The organism is Magnetococcales bacterium, assembly GCA_015228935.1.
GTDB lineage: Bacteria > Pseudomonadota > Magnetococcia > Magnetococcales > DC0425bin3 > HA3dbin3.
This window is the reverse complement of record JADGCO010000019.1, coordinates 1-16,769: the sequence shown is the minus strand read 5'-3', so window position 1 is coordinate 16,769 and position 16,769 is coordinate 1. Positions and strand designations below refer to the sequence as shown.

General features: G+C 55.9%; 18 protein-coding genes. 7 read left to right on the top strand and 11 right to left on the bottom strand.

The annotated features are described in order from the left end of the window. Positions 1-46 precede the first annotated feature (46 nt). The 4 genes from ffh to HQL65_06860 form a co-directional block, all read right to left on the bottom strand. Complete coding sequence (ffh, locus tag HQL65_06875; protein MBF0135946.1) at positions 47-1,408, bottom strand: signal recognition particle protein; 1,362 nt, start codon at positions 1,406-1,408, stop codon at positions 47-49. A gap of 26 nt (positions 1,409-1,434) precedes the next feature. After that, positions 1,435-2,388 (bottom strand): sulfurtransferase, encoded by a 954-nt coding sequence (locus tag HQL65_06870; GenBank protein ID MBF0135945.1) that lies wholly within the window; start codon positions 2,386-2,388, stop codon positions 1,435-1,437. Beyond that, a complete protein-coding gene (gene maf, locus HQL65_06865; GenBank protein MBF0135944.1) occupies positions 2,388-2,963 on the bottom strand; it encodes a septum formation inhibitor Maf in 576 nt (191 codons plus the stop codon). The genes HQL65_06870 and maf overlap by 1 nt, the downstream gene beginning before the upstream one ends. Positions 2,964-3,086: 123 nt before the next feature. Beyond that, entirely contained in the window at positions 3,087-4,262 is a 1,176-nt protein-coding gene (locus HQL65_06860) for a hypothetical protein (protein ID MBF0135943.1), read from the bottom strand. 277 nt (positions 4,263-4,539) lie between these two features. On the opposite strand from HQL65_06860, the gene mobA reads away from it, so the two are divergent. Genes mobA through HQL65_06845 form a run of 3 tightly spaced genes read left to right on the top strand, consistent with a single transcriptional unit; the run spans position 4,540 to position 6,694 of the window. Continuing rightward, on the top strand, positions 4,540-5,163 hold the full coding sequence (mobA, locus tag HQL65_06855) for a molybdenum cofactor guanylyltransferase MobA (protein ID MBF0135942.1): 624 nt from the start codon (positions 4,540-4,542) through the stop codon (positions 5,161-5,163). 4 nt (positions 5,164-5,167) lie between these two features. Continuing rightward, complete coding sequence (moaD, locus tag HQL65_06850) at positions 5,168-5,419, top strand: molybdopterin converting factor subunit 1 (protein ID MBF0135941.1); 252 nt, start codon at positions 5,168-5,170, stop codon at positions 5,417-5,419. A 15-nt stretch (positions 5,420-5,434) separates the two neighbouring features. Further along, on the top strand, positions 5,435-6,694 hold the full coding sequence (locus HQL65_06845; GenBank protein MBF0135940.1) for a molybdenum cofactor biosynthesis protein MoaE: 1,260 nt from the start codon (positions 5,435-5,437) through the stop codon (positions 6,692-6,694). Positions 6,695-6,808: 114 nt separating this feature from the next. On the opposite strand, the gene HQL65_06840 is transcribed toward HQL65_06845, so the two are convergent. Genes HQL65_06840 through HQL65_06825 form a run of 4 tightly spaced genes read right to left on the bottom strand, consistent with a single transcriptional unit; the run spans position 6,809 to position 9,978 of the window. Further along, on the bottom strand, positions 6,809-7,189 hold the full coding sequence (locus tag HQL65_06840; protein MBF0135939.1) for a PIN domain-containing protein: 381 nt from the start codon (positions 7,187-7,189) through the stop codon (positions 6,809-6,811). Next, on the bottom strand, positions 7,176-7,490 hold the full coding sequence (locus HQL65_06835; GenBank protein ID MBF0135938.1) for an antitoxin family protein: 315 nt from the start codon (positions 7,488-7,490) through the stop codon (positions 7,176-7,178). The genes HQL65_06840 and HQL65_06835 overlap by 14 nt, the downstream gene beginning before the upstream one ends. Next, positions 7,477-8,481: a metallophosphoesterase gene (locus HQL65_06830; GenBank protein MBF0135937.1), complete on the bottom strand. Its 1,005-nt coding sequence runs from the start codon at positions 8,479-8,481 to the stop codon at positions 7,477-7,479. The genes HQL65_06835 and HQL65_06830 overlap by 14 nt, the downstream gene beginning before the upstream one ends. A 60-nt stretch (positions 8,482-8,541) precedes the next feature. Beyond that, on the bottom strand, positions 8,542-9,978 hold the full coding sequence (locus HQL65_06825) for a B12-binding domain-containing radical SAM protein (protein ID MBF0135936.1): 1,437 nt from the start codon (positions 9,976-9,978) through the stop codon (positions 8,542-8,544). Between the two features lie 273 nt (positions 9,979-10,251). On the opposite strand from HQL65_06825, the gene HQL65_06820 reads away from it, so the two are divergent. Beyond that, entirely contained in the window at positions 10,252-11,658 is a 1,407-nt protein-coding gene (locus tag HQL65_06820) for a radical SAM protein (protein ID MBF0135935.1), read from the top strand. Positions 11,659-11,663: 5 nt separating this feature from the next. After that, the gene (locus tag HQL65_06815) at positions 11,664-12,878 is read left to right on the top strand and encodes a glycosyltransferase (protein ID MBF0135934.1); all 1,215 of its coding nucleotides are present in this window, start codon (positions 11,664-11,666) and stop codon (positions 12,876-12,878) included. Between the two features lie 2 nt (positions 12,879-12,880). Here the strand turns inward: HQL65_06815 and HQL65_06810 are convergent, their stop codons facing one another. The 3 genes from HQL65_06810 to HQL65_06800 all read right to left on the bottom strand — a co-directional run bounded on the left by HQL65_06810 (position 12,881) and on the right by HQL65_06800 (position 14,646). Next, on the bottom strand, positions 12,881-13,132 hold the full coding sequence (locus HQL65_06810; GenBank protein ID MBF0135933.1) for a type II toxin-antitoxin system ParD family antitoxin: 252 nt from the start codon (positions 13,130-13,132) through the stop codon (positions 12,881-12,883). 176 nt (positions 13,133-13,308) lie between these two features. Continuing rightward, positions 13,309-14,106 (bottom strand): sulfite exporter TauE/SafE family protein, encoded by a 798-nt coding sequence (locus HQL65_06805; protein ID MBF0135932.1) that lies wholly within the window; start codon positions 14,104-14,106, stop codon positions 13,309-13,311. A 30-nt stretch (positions 14,107-14,136) separates the two neighbouring features. After that, positions 14,137-14,646, bottom strand: coding sequence for a PilZ domain-containing protein (locus HQL65_06800; protein MBF0135931.1), 510 nt, complete (start codon positions 14,644-14,646; stop codon positions 14,137-14,139). A gap of 237 nt (positions 14,647-14,883) precedes the next feature. Here HQL65_06800 and HQL65_06795 point away from each other — a divergent pair, with 237 nt between their 5' ends. Both HQL65_06795 and HQL65_06790 read left to right on the top strand, forming a co-directional pair. Continuing rightward, positions 14,884-15,930: an undecaprenyl-phosphate alpha-N-acetylglucosaminyl 1-phosphate transferase gene (locus tag HQL65_06795; GenBank protein MBF0135930.1), complete on the top strand. Its 1,047-nt coding sequence runs from the start codon at positions 14,884-14,886 to the stop codon at positions 15,928-15,930. Between the two features lie 15 nt (positions 15,931-15,945). Next, positions 15,946-16,617 (top strand): HAD-IB family hydrolase, encoded by a 672-nt coding sequence (locus HQL65_06790; protein MBF0135929.1) that lies wholly within the window; start codon positions 15,946-15,948, stop codon positions 16,615-16,617. Positions 16,618-16,769 lie beyond the last annotated feature (152 nt).

Genomic DNA, 16,769 nt, shown 5'->3' with positions numbered 1-16,769 from the left:
CCGGTTGTGTTGGGGCTTGAGTGTTCAACAGCGGGTTTCCACGACATCAAAACGGCAGGCCGGGAATTTTGGGCAGACCGGGGAAGCCGCCTCTCATGAACCCTTTTTTGCCGATTTTCCCGAATTTTTTCATCATTTTCTGCATCTCGACAAACTGTTTCAAAACCTTGTTGACTTCCTGGACGGAGGTTCCCGAGCCGGTGGCGATCCGTCGCCGGCGTGAGGCGTTGATCACCTGGTGTTTGTGGCGTTCTTCCCGGGTCATGGAGCGAATGATGGCTTCCACCCGCTTGAGCTGACCATCTGCCCCGGAGAGATCCTGGCCTTTGAGGGCCTGTTTGACGCCCGGCAGCATGCCGATCAGGTCACCCATGGACCCCATTTTTTTCATTTGCTGGATCTGCTCCAGGAAATCTTCCAGGGTGAATTGGGTGGTGAGAATTTTTTCCTGGAACTGGGCGGCCTTGGTCATGTCCATCTTTTCGATGGCGGTTTCGACCAGGGTGATCACATCGCCCATGCCCAGGATGCGGGAGGCAAGACGGTCGGGATGGAAGGGTTCCAAACCTTCCAGTTTTTCACTGGTGCCCAAAAATTTGATCGGGGTACCGGTAACCTGGCGAATGGAGAGCGCCGCTCCGCCCCGGGCATCGCCATCGGTTTTGCTCAACACCACACCGGTGATGGCCAGGCGTTGATGAAAACGTTCGGCCACGGTCACGGCGTCCTGACCGGTCATGGCATCGGCCACCAGCAACATTTCGATGGGGTTGACCAGCGCCTTGACTTCGGCCAGCTCGGTCATCAGCTCCTCGTCGATATGCAGGCGTCCGGCGGTATCCAGAAACAGGACATCGAACCCACCGTTGCGGGCTTCTTGCAGGGCATCCCTGGCAATCTGGCGGGGATCGGCCTCCGGGCGTCCGGGCAGTACGGTCACGCCGGCCTGTTTGCCGACCGTGGCCAACTGGTCCATGGCGGCTGGGCGATAAATATCCAGTGAAACCAGCAGACACCGTTTACGTTGTTTCTCGGTCAACCAGCGGGCCAGCTTGCCGGTGGTGGTGGTTTTTCCCGACCCCTGCAAGCCCACCATCATCACCACGGCGGGGGGTTGCGTGGCGAGGTTCAAGGTGGTGTTGGCATCGCCCATCAGGTGGATCAGTTCGTCATGGACCACCTTGATGACCTGTTGTCCGGGAGAGAGCGCGGCCAGAACCTCCATGCCAATGGCTTTTTCCTTGACCCGGACGATGAACTCCTTGACCACCTTGAGGTTGACATCCGCCTCCAGCAGGGCCATACGCACTTCGCGCATGGCATCGTCAATGTTGGCTTCCGTCAGGGTGCCGCGTCCCCGCAGTTTCTTGAAAACCGAATCCAGTCGATTGGTCAGGGCATCAAACATGGTATGGCATCTCCTGCTGTCGCCTTCTATTGCGGGTTGGCCCCGACCACCAGGGGCAGGTTGCGCAATCCCCACTCGGCCATGGATCCATCGTAGAGGCGCACCTGTGAAAATCCCAGATGGCGCAACAATAGCCATGTCTGAGAGGCCCGGTGGGCGGTTTGACAATAAACGATGACGGGCTGGTCGGGGGTACGCAGCCCGCGTGCCGCCAATAAATCCATCAGAAGTTGCCGATCTTTCAACACCGGCATTTGTCGATCCCGCAGGCTTTCCGTCCAATCCAGATGCCGTGCCCGGGGAATATGCCCGCGTGGGCCGTTCAGGTTGCGTCCGAGGTACTCCCCTTCGCTGCGGGTATCCAGCAGAATCGTCGGATCCTGGCTTTGGGAAATCTTCTGTACCTCGTTCCATGTGCTGCTCCACGTTTCCGTGGGAGCGGGTTTGAACGCGACAGATGGTACGGAAGGAACGACCGGTGTGACAGGTTTGCTTTCCTGGTACCAGGCCACCATGCCGCCATCCAGGACGGCACCCTGCTCGTGACCCAGCGTAGCCAGGGTCCAGATGAAACGGGCGGCATCCAGACCGCCGGCAGCATCGTAGGCCAGGACCCGGGTGGTCGGGCCGATACCAAGCCGACCGAACAGGGCCACAAGATCCGCCGCATCGGCCCGCATGGCGGGAACACCATCGCGCGTGGTGACAATTTCCTGGTATAGCACGAGCAGCGCTCCCGGAATATGAAGATTGGCGTAAAAATTATCTCCTCCCACCTGGACAATCCGCAGATCCGGGTCGTTCAGGTGGTTCACCAGCCAGGAGGTTTCAACAAATTTTCCCGGAAATCCATTGCCATCCGGGGCGGCAGTTGCCGCAGTGGAAAACGTCATGAATATCACCATGAGCAAAAGAGAAACGGAGCGCGTCAACCAGACGCGAAAAAGCTTTCCGGGCATGGATACATGGTTGCCAGACATCAGATCACATCCACTCCTTCTTCCGCAAGCATGGTCACCAGACGGATGAGAGGCAAGCCGATCAACGCCGTGGGGTCATCGCCTTCCAGGCGTTCGAACAGGGCGATGCCCAATCCTTCCATTTTAAAGCTCCCGGCGCAAGCGTAGGGACGCTCCCGCAGCAGGTAGCGTTCGATCTGGGGCGGGCTGAGCGGGCGAAAGTGGGCATGAAAAGGAACCATGTCCGTTTGCAGGCGTCCCGTGGCCGTATTCAACAGGGAAATTCCGGTTACAAAGGCCACGCGCCGTCCGGAGGCCTGTTGCAACTGCGCCACGGCCCGGGCATGAGTTTCCGGTTTGCCGAGAATATACCCATCGATTTCCGCCACCTGGTCGGAACCAATGATCAGGCTGTCGGGATGATCGGGGCCAACAGCCCGGGCTTTGGCCTCGGCCAAACGTTGCACCAGTGCCGACGGTGACTCATCTGGCAGACGTGTTTCGTCCACGCCCGGTCCACTCACGACGAAGGGAAGTCCCAGTCGTTCCAGTAATTGTCGCCGAAACAAGGATGTGGAAGCCAACACCAGATGCATGCCAACCCATTGGACGAATTATTCTGGAGTTAAAAAAAAATGAAGCCGCAAGTGGACGGTATATTATCCACTTGCGGCCTTCCAGGTCCAGATCTCCAGTTGCATCATCGTGCAGGTCGGGTTTTATGGGCGCGATGGACGAGGTATTCCTTCCATTTGCGCAATTTTCACCGAGTCCTGAATTTTGTCGCCGACCGATTGGTGTGCTGGTTTGCGGTCCACGGATTTTTCTTCACGTTTTGGTTCGGTGGCTTCAAAATGGGTGATTTCCATTGTGATGTTTCCGGACCACTCTGCGGGGACATTCACGATTTCCGCATCGAAGGTTCGCGAAGCTCCCCCCTCCAGGGGTGCGCTCACCACTCCGAGGACCCAACTCTGGGTGACCAGGGGATCCACCTGCTGGACCATCAAGGGTGTGCCATCCTGGTCCGGGAACAGAACCCGGAGGGTAGCCCGGTCGATGGTCTGCTGACCACGATTGAACAGTTCGCCGCGCAGGTGATATTTGCCCTGGGCATTTTTTCCTGTCTGGACATTCGTGATCAACAGGGGGCCTTTTTCCGCCCGGAGTATTTTGGGAGACCCGGATTCATCCGACTCATGGGGTTGTCGTGTTTCCTCAACCACGCTCATGTGATTCGTGTCATCATAACCCAGATTGCCTACCAGGGAACTCTTTGTGTCCAGGATGACAGTGCGCATAATATCCAGCTTCTTCTGTGTGGCAGGTGCTTCTGGTCCAATTGTTGCCACGCCCAGAGGCAAGGGGTCCATCTTGAAATAGGCGAAAGCATAGTAGCTGGACGGCAACAGAAGGCTGACATACAGGGCAAGGAACAATAACTGTCTTTTTTTCCGCTCGGCATTTTTTTGGATCAAAAGTGCCAATTCCTTGCGAATATCTTCCTCTTCCTGTCCCTCTTCTCTCTGGCCCCGGTGGTGAACGACGGCGGGGGAGATGGTGTGGAGATGGGTTTGTTGATCCCGGTCGTGATTGTTGTGCGCATGATGCCCATGTTCCGTATCTTCCCTGGCATGATTGGCACGGGCATGGCTGTCGTGAGCGTGTCCATCCCGGTCATGGGTGTCGTTGGCGTGTCCATCCCGGGCATGGGCATCAGGGGCATGGCGACGACCACCGTTTCCATGTGTCTCGGGTGCGTGGCCCTTGGCTGGGTGAAGCTCTGCTCGGGACCTGCCTGGCGGGTGTGGTTCGGAATGAACCGATTTTTCCGGATGGACACCTTTGGCGGGGGTTGGATGAGACGTTTGTTTTTTGTCTTGATTTTGTAACATGTCTGGATACTCCTGATGCAACCCACCCGCTTCCGGGAATGTGTTTTTTTCTCGGCGCTCCCTGCCCCCTGTTCATCGGTTGTGGGTGAGTGTATCTTGAACCACAATTTCAACGCGCATTCGAAAAAGAGTCTCATGCGACGGTATCTGATGATTTCACCTTCTGAACTGATTGGACAGAATGGGTTGTGAAAGGTTCAATAGATACAAGAATTATTTTGGCAAAGCCGGCAGGGTGACCGGTACGGTATACCTTTGGTGAAATGGACAGGGCAACATGCACAAAACAGACCCGGCGGATGTCATGGGCGTGATTCTGGCCGGTGGCTTGTCGCGCCGTATGGCGGGCCAGGAAAAAGCAAGTCTCGCCCTGAACGGCAAAACCCTTCTGGAGCGCATGGTTTTCTCCCTGACGCCACAGGTGGCAACCCTGGCCATCAATGCCAATGGCGATGCATCCCGGTTTGCATCCTTTGGTCTGCCGGTTTTTCCCGACCTGCGCACCGATTTTCCAGGTCCACTGGCCGGCATCGAAACGGCCTTGACCATGGCGACCATGCCCTGGGTCCTCACGGTACCGACGGATCTTCCTTTCCTGCCCCAGAACCTGGTCTGGATCCTGTGTCAGGCAACCCAGGATCCGGTGATTCCGGTCACTGTGGCCACAGGGGAACGCCTCCATCCGACTGTGGCCTTGTGGCCCCGTCAAATCCGGCCAAAAATTACCGAGGCTCTCGATGCGGGCCAATTGGCATTGGGTCAATGGTTTGCCGGTCACCCGCATCGGGTGGTAGAATTCCCGCTGCGGGCAGATGCCCCGGACCCCTTTTTCAACATCAATACCCCCATGGATCTGGCTGCGGCGCACCAGTGGCTGGAATGTGGACTTGCCAGGAGTTGAGTCGATGGCCCGTTTTTTGTTTTTTGCCCGGGTACGCGAAAAAATCGGTCAAACCCGGATGGACATTGACCTGCCCGGAGAGACGTGTACCGTTGCGGAGATGCTGGCTTTCTTGCGCCAGCAGGGTGAAAATTTCGCCGCCGCCCTGGAAGGGGCGCATTTGCGAGTGGCGGTCAACCAGGTGTATGCCCGTCCCCATGACCCGGTGAAAAACAGCGACGAAGTGGCCGTTTTTCCACCTGTCAGTGGGGGGTGAGGAGGCGTCCTGATCATGATCCGTATTCAGCATGAAGATTTTTCCATCGAGGCGGAAATCCGGGCACTGACGGCCAACAATTCCCGCATAGGGGCGGTGGTTGCCATGGTCGGAACCGTGCGCGACCTGGCGACGGATGCCCGGGTCATTGCCTTGGAACTGGAGCATTATCCAGGCATGACCGAAAGGGAACTGGAAAAAATCATTGTTGCCGCCCAGGCCCGTTTTCAGGTGGAGGGGCTGACGGTGGTGCATCGTATCGGTCGTCTGGCTCTGGGCGAAAATATTGTTCTTGTTGTTGCCAGCGCAGCCCATCGTGCCGAGGCTTTCGATGCCTGTCGTTTCCTGATCGACCATTTGAAGGTGCGGGCCACATTCTGGAAAAAAGAGATTACCGAGCAAGGGGAACGGTGGGTTGATACCTGTCCGGGGTGCGAGGCCGCCAACATCCAGCCGGATCAGGATCAGGATCTGGATCACCAGGATAGGCACCAGCATGGTGACCAGGATTCGCATCGCCATGGTCATCACGCTCACCCGACCAAGGCCCCCCATGATCACCCTCTCCCCGGTCATGACTCGCACCGATGCCGGCAAGATCGACACCAACACGATCATGACCGGCATGGGCACGATCATGACGACCGGCATGGGCATGGACATGGGCATGGGCATGGACATGGATGTGGACATGGGCACGATCACGACCGGCATGGACATGGACACGGGCATGGACACGGGCATGGACACGGGCATGGACACGGTCACAGTCACAGTCACAGTCACGGACAACAGGATTGGACCGGTTTGCGGGTAGGTATCCTGACTCTCTCCGACAGCCGGAACCTGGGCAACGATGGCAGCGGGGATGCCCTGGAAGGACTGGTTCGGGCTGCGGGTGGCGAGATGATCCTCCGCACGCTTCTGCCCGATGACCGGGAACAAATCAGTCACCTTTTGCGACAATGGGCCGATGAACACACCCTGGATGTCATTCTCACCACCGGAGGTACCGGACCAGGCCCCCGGGATGTCACCCCCGAAGCCACGCGAGATGTCTGTAACCGGGAGATGCCCGGCATACCGGAATTGATTCGTCAGGCCGGTTTGGCACAGGTGCGCTCGGCAGTTCTGACCCGGGGGGTGGCTGCCATGCGCGGCAATACTTTGATCATCAATCTTCCCGGCTCACGGCGGGGGGCAGCCCACAGTTTTCAGGCCGTGGCCGACCTGGTACCCCATATCCGGCGTATGGCCGGGGGTGGCGGGCACTGACAAATGCGTCCATTGTCAACGGTTAAGACTGACCAAAGCACGCCAATTTGTCATTGGGAAGAACAATTGATACTTTCCAGGCAACAGGTAAAGAACGATAAACAAGCTACAGGATCACCAACCAGAATATAAATCAGACATTACCTTGGACAAGTCTCGGTCCAAAGTAAGCAAGCGCAACCGCCGGGCAATCGCAGTAGCGGCGATAATGGCGTCAGGCAATTTCAGCAAGCCGGCACGACGTAACCGGATCGCATGCTGCTCAATGGCGGCGTCCAGCAATATGACATGACCGGCGTTTAGAAACGATTGGATAGCGGTTTCCTCGTTTTCAGTCAGGCCAGGAAATCCCAACAATTCCATGCGCGTGATCTGACTGATTGCGGTACGGTCCAATGTCAATTCCTGTTCTTCGGCCAAGGCTACAGCATGAGGATAATCCTTGAGCAGACCAATCACCATGCTGGTATCCAATAACCAATCAATCCCACTCATGGCGCATGGCACGCTGGATTGCTGCGGGATCGCCTTTAAAGTTGGGAGAATTTTTCAAGACTCCAACCAACTGTTGCCATTCTACGGTGACATTCTGAGGCGTGTGTGCTGGCTGTGCAGGTGATATCGTTTTGGGAAAACGCAATATCACCAAATGTTCCGCATCTTCAAAGATGATCGGTTCCAAAGGTTTGATGATGCCGTTGATGCAAACAGCTTCGACAGCTTCAAGCATGGCTTGCCCCACAAGGACCGATTGTTGATTGATCTGTTTACCAATCCAGCGTTCACGATACCACATCTTGCGGAACGGCATCCAACCTTTTTCTCAAGACAATCCGGACAATTTCCGGGCGGTTGAAAAAGCGGACCGGTACCAGGGAAGCACCCAGGCCATTGGAGGTTCGTCCCAGCATGCTGCCCTGTCGCCACAAGCCATGACTGTGGTGAAACAATCCATCCCGCAAACCGGTCAGGATGGGAGTTCCCGTCGGCCAGCAAATCTGGCCACCATGTGTATGGCCGCAAAGATAAAGATCAAAGCCATTCCGGGCGGCGGCCTGGGCGACATCCGGGGAGTGGACCAGAAGAATACTGAAATTTTCCTGGCGCGGAGCAGCAAGGGCCGCCATGGCCATGCGGGAAGGAAAAAAATGGGTGTCATCCAGTCCCAGGATGTGCATGGCGGCGTCCTGACGGCGCAGAATGACCCGGGCATTGATCAGCACCCGGCAACCCAATTCATCCAGAGGCTCAGCCATGTCCGCAGCGTCATGATTGCCAAGCACAGCCAGAAAACCATCGTGGGCGGCAACTGTGTTAACGACTCTTTTCATCTGGGTCAGGAGATGGTCATGACTGTCCAGGATGCTGGCCCGAAAATCCCCGGTAATGACACACAAATCGCATTCCTGGTTGTCAAGGGTCTGGATGATGATGTCATCCACCTGCGGCAGGGAGCCAAAATGAAGGTCCGACAAATGCAGAATGGTGTATCCGTCAAACGCCTCGGGCAGATTCGGGAAGAACAACTCTTCGCTGACCACTTGAATATTCAACGCATTCTGAATGCCGCGATCATACAGGGCACTTTTTTTCAGAATGGCCTGCAACCCTTTGAGACTGTTCCCGAACCAGTTGTCGTCCCAGCCGGATGGATCAAAATGGTGAACCAGGATTTTTTCACGACGTTCCCGCTCCTGCCGCCAGGAGCGACGACAACGCACAACCCCTGGCGGGGATTCAGCCAGGGCGGCGAAAAATTCCCTGGAACGCAATTTTATGTTGAACATGAAGGGGATCCTGAAAAAGAGTCCATGATCCTGTGATCGGGTCATGATCCCATGATCGGGTCATGATCCTGTGATCGGGTCATGATCCTGTGATCGGGTCCGGTTTTTGATTTTTTGCAGGACCAGTTTGATTCCTTCCAGCATATCCTCCACCTGCATATGGCGCAACAAGGTCAATACCCGACGGGGATCCAGGTAAAATTTGAAAAATATCTCCTGCAACAGCTTTGTTATTTGTTCCTGACTCAACAGGTCCGTGGCAATGAGTATTTTGGGATGGGCAATATCGAAATAATAATTGTCCCAATCCTGGGCCTGGGGAGTCAACCAGTTGTTGGCCACACAAAGTTCCCGCACGGCAGTTCCCGGAAAGGGAATCAGGTTGACCACGGCCATGCTGTCCAGACGCAGGCTTTTGAAAAAGGCGTAACTTTCCCGAATATCGGCCTCGGTTTCACCGGGATGGCCGATAATCATGCTGGCTCCGACCAGGAAACCATGCCGCTTGATCATCTCCGTCTTGGCGCGTACCCGGTCAAGATTCAAGCTTTTTTGCATGAGTTTCAGGACTTTGGGTGAACCGCTCTCCAGGCCGAAACTCAGGCTGCGCACGCCTGTGGCCGCCATTTTTTCCAGGAGACTCGGTTGCAGATTGTCCACCCGGATACCGTTGGCAAATTTCAGGGTGAGCGGCAGGCGGCGGGCCACCACGCCATCCAGAATGGTTGCGGCATACTCCCGGGAGAGGGTGAAATTGTCATCTTCGAGATAGATTTCGTCAATGCCGTACCGATCCACAAGAAATTGAAAGTCGTCCAAAACCAGATCCGGGCGTCGCCGCCGCATGCGTCGTCCCATCATGGCGCTGCAATAGGTGCAGAGATAGGGACATCCCCGGGAAGCCATGTAGGGCAATACCCGCCGTCCCTGCCGAAACACCCCGTGGCGGATCCGGGTGACAACCTGCTCGATATTCAGCAAATGGTAGGCGGGTCGCGGCAGACGATCCAGATCATCGCTGGTCAGGAATGCCCCGACCGGATTGGCGCGAACTCCCCCGGCATCCTTGAACCAGAGGCCGGGAATTTTTTCCAGTTGGGCCGGCGTACCCCGGGCCGCCAGCCAATCGGCCAGCAGTCCCAGGGAAATTTCCCCTTCCGAGACCACCACAAAATCCACCTCCGGCCAATGGATCACTTCGTCGGGCATGGCGGTTGGATGCGGCCCGCCCAGCACCACCCGCACCCCCGGCAAATGATCACGAAGCCGACGGGCCAGATGCCGGGCACTCAAAACCGCCGATGTCACAGCGGTCAAACCAATGAGCTGAGGTGCATAATCGACCACATGGTTGACAATATCCGGGTTCCGGTTCTGGTCAAACAGGGCGACATCGTGGCCACGTTGTTCGAGGATCGCCCCCAAGGTCAACAAACCGAGTGGCGGCACAAAATTGCCGTCCGGGGTGAAGGGATTGATCAGGGCAACACGCAGCATCTCTCCAGATCCTTTGCCAGGGAACGAACAAGGCCTGCCAGTGTGCAACCAGCTTGATTTGAATGCAATCGCAATAAATGCTCCAGGGATTTTCCTTACAGCAGCCAAAAAACCTATGAAAATTATCCAGGTTCCTGTAGAAACTTTTTCTGACATTCAGGTCTGGATGGCCTGTAGCAACATGTAAAATCCCCATTCAAGACACGAGTGCAGGCAATCTTCAGGATGATCTCTGCAAGATGAATGCACCATTTGCCGGACATGGAAAGAGAGATGCAAAAATCCAGGGTGATGTTGCTTTCCCCGCCGTTTGTCAAAGATTACATGCGCAATGCCCGGTGCGATTTTGTCTCCAACTCGGGTACCCAATGGTATCCCGTCTGGTTGGGATATTGTGGCGCACTTTTGGAAAAACAAGGATATCCAGTCAAATTTGTGGATGCCCCAGCCGCCGGGTTGACGCATGCCGCAACCGAAACCTTGTTTCTGGAATTCAAGCCGGATCTCCTGGTGATCTATACCGGCCAGTTGAGCGCCGACAATGATGCGGCCCTGGCCGATCATCTCCTGACCCTGCATGAATGTCAGGCCGTTTTTGTCGGTCCGTTTTTTTCCATCTCGCCGCAGGAAACCCTGGCCAAATCCAAAAAGGTCGCCTGGGGTGTCGTCAGCGAGTTCGAATATCCGATCCTGGATTTTCTGGAAGGAGCCGATCCAACCACCATACCCAACTTTGTCCATCGTGACGGGGCAGAGATTCACCTCAATCCCACCCGCACCTATCTCTCTGGCGAGGTACTGGATGGCATTCCCTTTGTCAGCGACTTTTTCAATCGGCACCTGAATCTCTCCTGGTACCGAACCCCGTCGGAAAAATTTCCCTTCATCGACATCATGACTGGTCGCGGGTGTTATTGGGGCAAATGCACCTATTGCCTGTGGGTCTCCTCTTTCATCAAGGGGCAGACCTACAATGTGCGTTCGATGGCCAATATTATTGAAGAAGTCAAATTCATCCAACGCCATCTGCCCCATGTGCGGTCCCTGATGATCCAGGACGACACCCTGCCGGCGGGTCGGGCCGGCGAGTTTGCCGAGGCCAAGATTGCCGCCGGACTGGATCTTCCCTGGTCCTGTTATGCCCGGGGCAATATGGATCGGGATACCCTGGTGACGATGCACCGTTCCGGCTGTCTGAATTTGCATGTGGGTTTCGAGTCAGGCAATCCGGAAATTCTCAGGGCGATCCGCAAGGGCGTTCTCAAGGAGCGCATGACCCGCTTTGCCTGGGATGCCAAGGCGGCAGGCATCCATATCCATGGCGATTTTGCCATCGGTTTTCCCGGAGAAACCCCGGCAAGCATTCGGGAAACCATCAACTGGGCCTGCGAAATCCGCCCCGATACGGCCCAGTTTCAATTGATGATTCCCTTCCCCGGGACACCGTTCCATGATGAACTGGTCGCCAAGGGGTGGTTGAAGAATGGTGCCCCCCATTATCCGGAAGTCGATTGGCTCGCCATGGAACAGTGGGCCAAAAAAGCCTACCGGGAATTTTACCTTTCCTGGCCCTATTTTCTGGAAGTGTTGCGCCATCCTTACGAATTGGGCTTCAAAAAAGCCAGAATATATCTGACGGCATTGCCCGCCGTATTCTGGAAATCCTGGACGGTGCGCTGACGGCCATGTTCATCATCATTTCCAGCTATTTTTTCATTGTTCTCATCCTCTTCTGGTCCTACTGCGGTTATATCATTCTGTTGTTTCTGCTGGCCATGTTCACTTTGGAGAAAAATTCATCCTCAAGAAAAACAGCCGCAGCCGATCTGCCCCTCATCCGCATCTGTGTCCCCTGCTACAATGAGTGCGATCTCATCCAGGCAAAAATAGACAATCTGGAAAAAATTGCTTATCCGGCAGAGCGACTGACCATCACCTTTGTGGATGGCGGTTCCAGTGACGGCACACTGGAACTCCTGCAAAAAGCCCTGGTCCAGCGGCAGGGGTGGTTTCTGGTCCGGGCACCCCGCAAGGGAAAAATCAATCAATTGAATCATTTCATGGCGGGATGTCCGGATGAGGCCCTGCTGTTGTTTACCGATGTCGATGCCATCCTCCATCCGGAAACCGTGCGCAACCTGGTCGAAAACCTGCTGGCGGATCCGGAAGTCGGGGTGATCGGAGCCAATATGTTTCCACGGGATGCCATTGCCCTGGAAACGGAATTCTGGCATGACCAGAATATTTTGCGGGTTTTGGAAAGTCAGGTTTTTTCCGCATCCATTGTTGTGGCTCCCTGCTACCTGTTTCGCAAGAGTGTTTTGGGTCTCTTTCCGGACGATTGCGTGGCGGATGACATTCACCTGGCTTTCTCGGCCCACAGTCAGGGAGTCCGGGTGGAATTTCTGGCCTCATTCGGTGGTTGGGAAACCCGTGCGCCACGGACCATCCGCGACTACATTTTTCATAAATTTCGCAAGGGGAATGCCTTCCTGGTCGAATTGTTGCGTTTTTCCTATCGGTTTCAGCGTTTTCCGCCCTTGTGGAAGGTGATCTATGGCACCAAGGTATTGCAACTGCTCGTTTGCCCGTGGATCATTCCCTACTGGTTGCTGAGTACCCTCTCCCTGTTCATGGGGGATGGTGCCCGCCGGGAGATTGCCGTCCTGGGCATGGGGTTTCTCTTTGTCGCGTTTCTGGTCACCTCCTTCATCATGAAACAAAAACGCCGGGAAACTCCCAAAATGGGTTGGCCACCCCTGCAACAACGCCACATGATCAGCGGCTTTGTCATCAACAATCTGATCATGCTGCTGGTCGCAATCTGCTTTCCATTTTTCAGTCAGGACAGCAGTTACCGGAAGATTGGCAATATAAGGAAAAACGAAGCGAATCAGTAGCTTCAGGAAACAAGCCGTTCCCGACCCAGTTTCTTGATTTTTTCCACGTCCAGGGGGGTCGCTTCCCCGCTATCTATTCCTTTTTGAATCTCGAACCTTAACTTCTCAAGCTTCAATTTGCGCGATTGGTCGCGTTTTTCCAAAATCAGCAATGCATCCTGCATCACCTCGCTGGCGGAATTGTAAAAACCACTTTCGATCTTACTTTTCACCAACTCTTCAAAGCGGGGAGTCGGAGAGATGTTCCAAGATATTCACTTTTGCAAGACAGGTCTATCAAAAAAACATCAGGGCAATCGTGTACTGGTTCAGCAGAAATCCGACAATTGATCTTCCGAAATAAGCTGCTCTTCAGTTCCCATTCGGCAGCGTGGCACTATTCAACATCTGAAACGGGTACGTTTTGGCACGGGTCCTCAATAAAATTAATTCAAGCCAGCAGCATGCGCCCGCCCAAAACCAGGAGCAGGGTGGCGAAGAGGCGGCGCAGCAGGAGGGGCTGGATGGTGTGTGCCCAGCGGGCACCCAGGGGGGCGCAGAAGACGCTGGCGATGGCCACGCCCAGGACTGCCGGAAAATGCACATATCCCAGACTCAGGGGGGGAAGATGGACCTCACCCCATCCGGTCAGGATGTACCCCAGGGTTCCGGCCATGGCGATGGGCCAGCCGATGGCTGCCGAGGTGGCCACGGCCTGGCGCATGGTGACATTGCACCAGACCATGAAGGGCACTGACAGGCTGCCACCGCCGATGCCCATCAAGGCCGAAATGCAGCCGATGATGCCGCCCACCAGGGCCATGCCGGTGACTTTGGGCAGGGTCCGACTGGCTTTGGGGGGGCGACCAAAAGCCAGATAGAAGGCCAGGCCAAGGGCAAACAGGCCGAATAATTTTTTCAGGGTGGGGCCCGAGAGGTGATCGGCCACCCCGGACCCCAGAAAGGTGCCGACGAGAATACCCGGGGTGATGCGCCAGACGATGGACCACTCCACGGCACCCCGGCGATGATGGGCACGTATGGAGGCCATGGCTGTCAGCACGATGATGGCCAGGGAAGTTCCCAGGGCCACATGCATGGAAATGGCCGGCACAACTCCCTGGGATTCCAGAGAGATTACCAGGACCGGAACCAGAATGATCCCGCCTCCCACCCCCAGCAGACCGGCCAATACCCCGGATGCGGCTCCCAGGAGTGCATACATCGCGAACAACTGCAAGTGTGCCATAGGTGTTGTGGACGCCAGGGCTGGATCTATTTATTTATGGTCGGAACCAGGTCTTTTGATGCTGCGGAACGCTTCGACCGTGATGGCCTGACCGAAGATGGCCTCCTTGCCCAGGAGGGTGAGAAAAATATGGGTATTGGTAATCCGGACTGTCCGACAGGGGAAGGTCATGGGACCGTCTCCCAGGGCCACGACCAGGGACCCCTCCAGACCAATGGGAATGGGGGGAATGGCACGGGCCGGAAGAAATTTGACGCCATTGAGACTGACATCTTCGGTGACACCAGTCAGGGGAGGAAATTCCCGGTTATTCAGGGTCAGCGTCGCCTTGATCGTAAAGACCGATCTTTCCCACTGGCGACGGGAGCTGGCTGTTCCACCCTTATCGGCAGCCGCATTTCTGGGGCCGGGGCCGGATCCGGTTTTGGCAGCCGCATCCCTGGGGCCAGGGCTGGACCCGGTTTTGGCAGCCGCATCCCTGGGAGCAGGGCCGGATCCGGTATTCGAGGAACCCGGTTTGCTGGAGTCACGATCAGCCATGTTGGAGCAATCCTGAAAAAATTCGGCCAAAGAGTTGCGAAATGTCAATCACGCATCCATCTACCGTCGCAAGTTTATACCAACCCGATTGCTTGACAAGGAAAATGGAAAGCGAAACGGGGTAAATCGGTTGGCTTCATTCAGGCAACAGGTTATGATAGCAAGGGAAGGATCGCTTGGTTTGGCATAATCCGAACCAAAAATATAAACTTACGGTGGATCATGGATTGGGTGCGGTTGACGGGTTCGGATTCCCTGACCAGTTTATTGCTGGGCATGACGGTCACGTATGCAGCCTTGTGGGCGGGGCGGCCTCTGGCGCATCGGATCGGTCTCGTCGATCATCCCGATGCCCGCAAGATTCACGTCGGCAACAAGCCCCTGATCGGGGGGGCCGGCATGTTTCTGGGTCTGTTGACCGCAGTCTTTTTCCTCAATTTGAACCTTCCGGAAATGCGCCACCTGTTTGTGGCGATTGCCATTCTGGTCCTGGTGGGCGTCGTGGACGACTACCTGGATTTGAGCGTTGCGCTCCGCTTTGGCGTGCATATCACGGTGGCCATGATCATGGCCTGGTGGGGTGGCCTGGACATCAATTATCTGGGCAATCTGCTCGCTTTTGGTGTCATCTATCTGGGGGGGTGGTCGGTTTTGTTTACGGTGATCTGCATGGTGGGCGTGATCAATGCCGTGAACATGGCCGATGGTCTGGATGGCCTGGGCGGCATGCTGAGCCTGGTCTCCTTTGTCTTGATCGCCTCTCTTGCCGGCTTGAGTGGCAATCAGGAGGCAACCTTGCTGGCCATGGCCTTCATCTCCGTCCTGCTGCCATTCCTCGCCTTCAATGTGCGCTGGCGCGGTCAACCGGCCACCCTGTTCATGGGCAATGCCGGCAGCACCTTCCTGGGGTTCGCCCTGGCCTGGTTCATGGTCTACCTGACCCAGGGAACGCATCCCAGTCTGCGCCCGGTGACCGCTGTCTGGTTGATCGCCGTCCCCCTCATCGACATGTTCAGCGTCATGCTGCGTCGCATCCTCCAAAAACGTCATCCCTTCGCCCCCGACCGCAAACATTTTCACCATCTGCTCCTGCATCTGGGCTGGTCTGTCAACCGGACCGTGCTGTTTCTGGCAGGATTGTCCCTGGTTTTTGGCCTGCTCGGCATCCTTGGGGACCGGCTCAAAATTCCCGAATATGTCATGTTTGTTGCCATCCTGGCCATTTTTTGGGGATATTTTCGGGAAAGCACCCGTCTGTGGGAAACATCTGCCAAAGGTGCATGAGGACGCCTCCGACCCATGCTTGAGAATCAACAGGACCACCTGGCGGTTTTCGATCTCGACAAGACCATCACGTCTTGTGACACCTTCCGCATATTTTTACGCCATGTCTTGCTGCGGCGACCGGGTCGCTGGGGGCGGGTGCCCTGGTTGCTCTGGGCAACGCTTATGTACAAGGCCGGGTGGCGCAGCAACTCCTGGTTGAAGGGGCAGTTTTTCCGGCATGTAGCCGGTCATCTGCCCCGTGCAACGTTGCAACGCCGGATCGATGCCACGGTGGCGGAGTTGATCCGTGTCTGGCTCAAGCCGGGGGCTGTTGCAAAACTGACCCAGCATCGCAACGCCGCGCATCGCCTCATTCTGGCCACGGCAAGCCTGGATCTGTACGTCATCCCCCTGGCGGAACAACTGGGCATCCAGGAGGTGGTCTGCACCCGCACCGATTGGAATTCCCCGGAAATATTCACGGGTATGTTGACGTCGCCCAATTGTTACGGTCCCGACAAGCTCGTGGCCCTGGAACACCATCTCGGCAAACAACTGGCCACCTGTCAGGCTGCCGTGTACTCCGACCATCAGGCGGACCTGAGTATTCTGATGGCGGCCAAGGATCCGGTTGCCGTGGACCCTACTCCTGCCTTGCAGAAAATGGCCCTGGCACAAGGATGGACCATTGTTCATTGGCGATAGTGATTTCCGGTTTCTGGTGATCAACCGGGCAGGGGGGATGCCTGGGTTACGACGATTTGCTGTGCCTTGGACCATCTTGAGAGGCTGTCCTTTGACCCTCGGATAAAAAAAATTGGAAAGAAAGATTTTATTGGGGCTTAAGCCCCAAACCC

Bases quoted from the DNA above. Each gene is read 5' to 3' on its own strand.
- ffh (MBF0135946.1), bottom strand. From the start codon at position 1,408: ATGTTTGATGCCCTGACCAATCGACTGGATTCGGTTTTCAAGAAACTG.
- HQL65_06870 (MBF0135945.1), bottom strand. From the start codon at position 2,388: ATGTCTGGCAACCATGTATCCATGCCCGGAAAGCTTTTTCGCGTCTGG.
- maf (MBF0135944.1), bottom strand. From the start codon at position 2,963: ATGCATCTGGTGTTGGCTTCCACATCCTTGTTTCGGCGACAATTACTG.
- HQL65_06860 (MBF0135943.1), bottom strand. From the start codon at position 4,262: ATGTTACAAAATCAAGACAAAAAACAAACGTCTCATCCAACCCCCGCC.
- mobA (MBF0135942.1), top strand. From the start codon at position 4,540: ATGCACAAAACAGACCCGGCGGATGTCATGGGCGTGATTCTGGCCGGT.
- moaD (MBF0135941.1), top strand. From the start codon at position 5,168: ATGGCCCGTTTTTTGTTTTTTGCCCGGGTACGCGAAAAAATCGGTCAA.
- HQL65_06845 (MBF0135940.1), top strand. From the start codon at position 5,435: ATGATCCGTATTCAGCATGAAGATTTTTCCATCGAGGCGGAAATCCGG.
- HQL65_06840 (MBF0135939.1), bottom strand. From the start codon at position 7,189: ATGAGTGGGATTGATTGGTTATTGGATACCAGCATGGTGATTGGTCTG.
- HQL65_06835 (MBF0135938.1), bottom strand. From the start codon at position 7,490: ATGTGGTATCGTGAACGCTGGATTGGTAAACAGATCAATCAACAATCG.
- HQL65_06830 (MBF0135937.1), bottom strand. From the start codon at position 8,481: ATGTTCAACATAAAATTGCGTTCCAGGGAATTTTTCGCCGCCCTGGCT.
- HQL65_06825 (MBF0135936.1), bottom strand. From the start codon at position 9,978: ATGCTGCGTGTTGCCCTGATCAATCCCTTCACCCCGGACGGCAATTTT.
- HQL65_06820 (MBF0135935.1), top strand. From the start codon at position 10,252: ATGCAAAAATCCAGGGTGATGTTGCTTTCCCCGCCGTTTGTCAAAGAT.
- HQL65_06815 (MBF0135934.1), top strand. From the start codon at position 11,664: ATGTTCATCATCATTTCCAGCTATTTTTTCATTGTTCTCATCCTCTTC.
- HQL65_06805 (MBF0135932.1), bottom strand. From the start codon at position 14,106: ATGGCACACTTGCAGTTGTTCGCGATGTATGCACTCCTGGGAGCCGCA.
- HQL65_06800 (MBF0135931.1), bottom strand. From the start codon at position 14,646: ATGGCTGATCGTGACTCCAGCAAACCGGGTTCCTCGAATACCGGATCC.
- HQL65_06790 (MBF0135929.1), top strand. From the start codon at position 15,946: ATGCTTGAGAATCAACAGGACCACCTGGCGGTTTTCGATCTCGACAAG.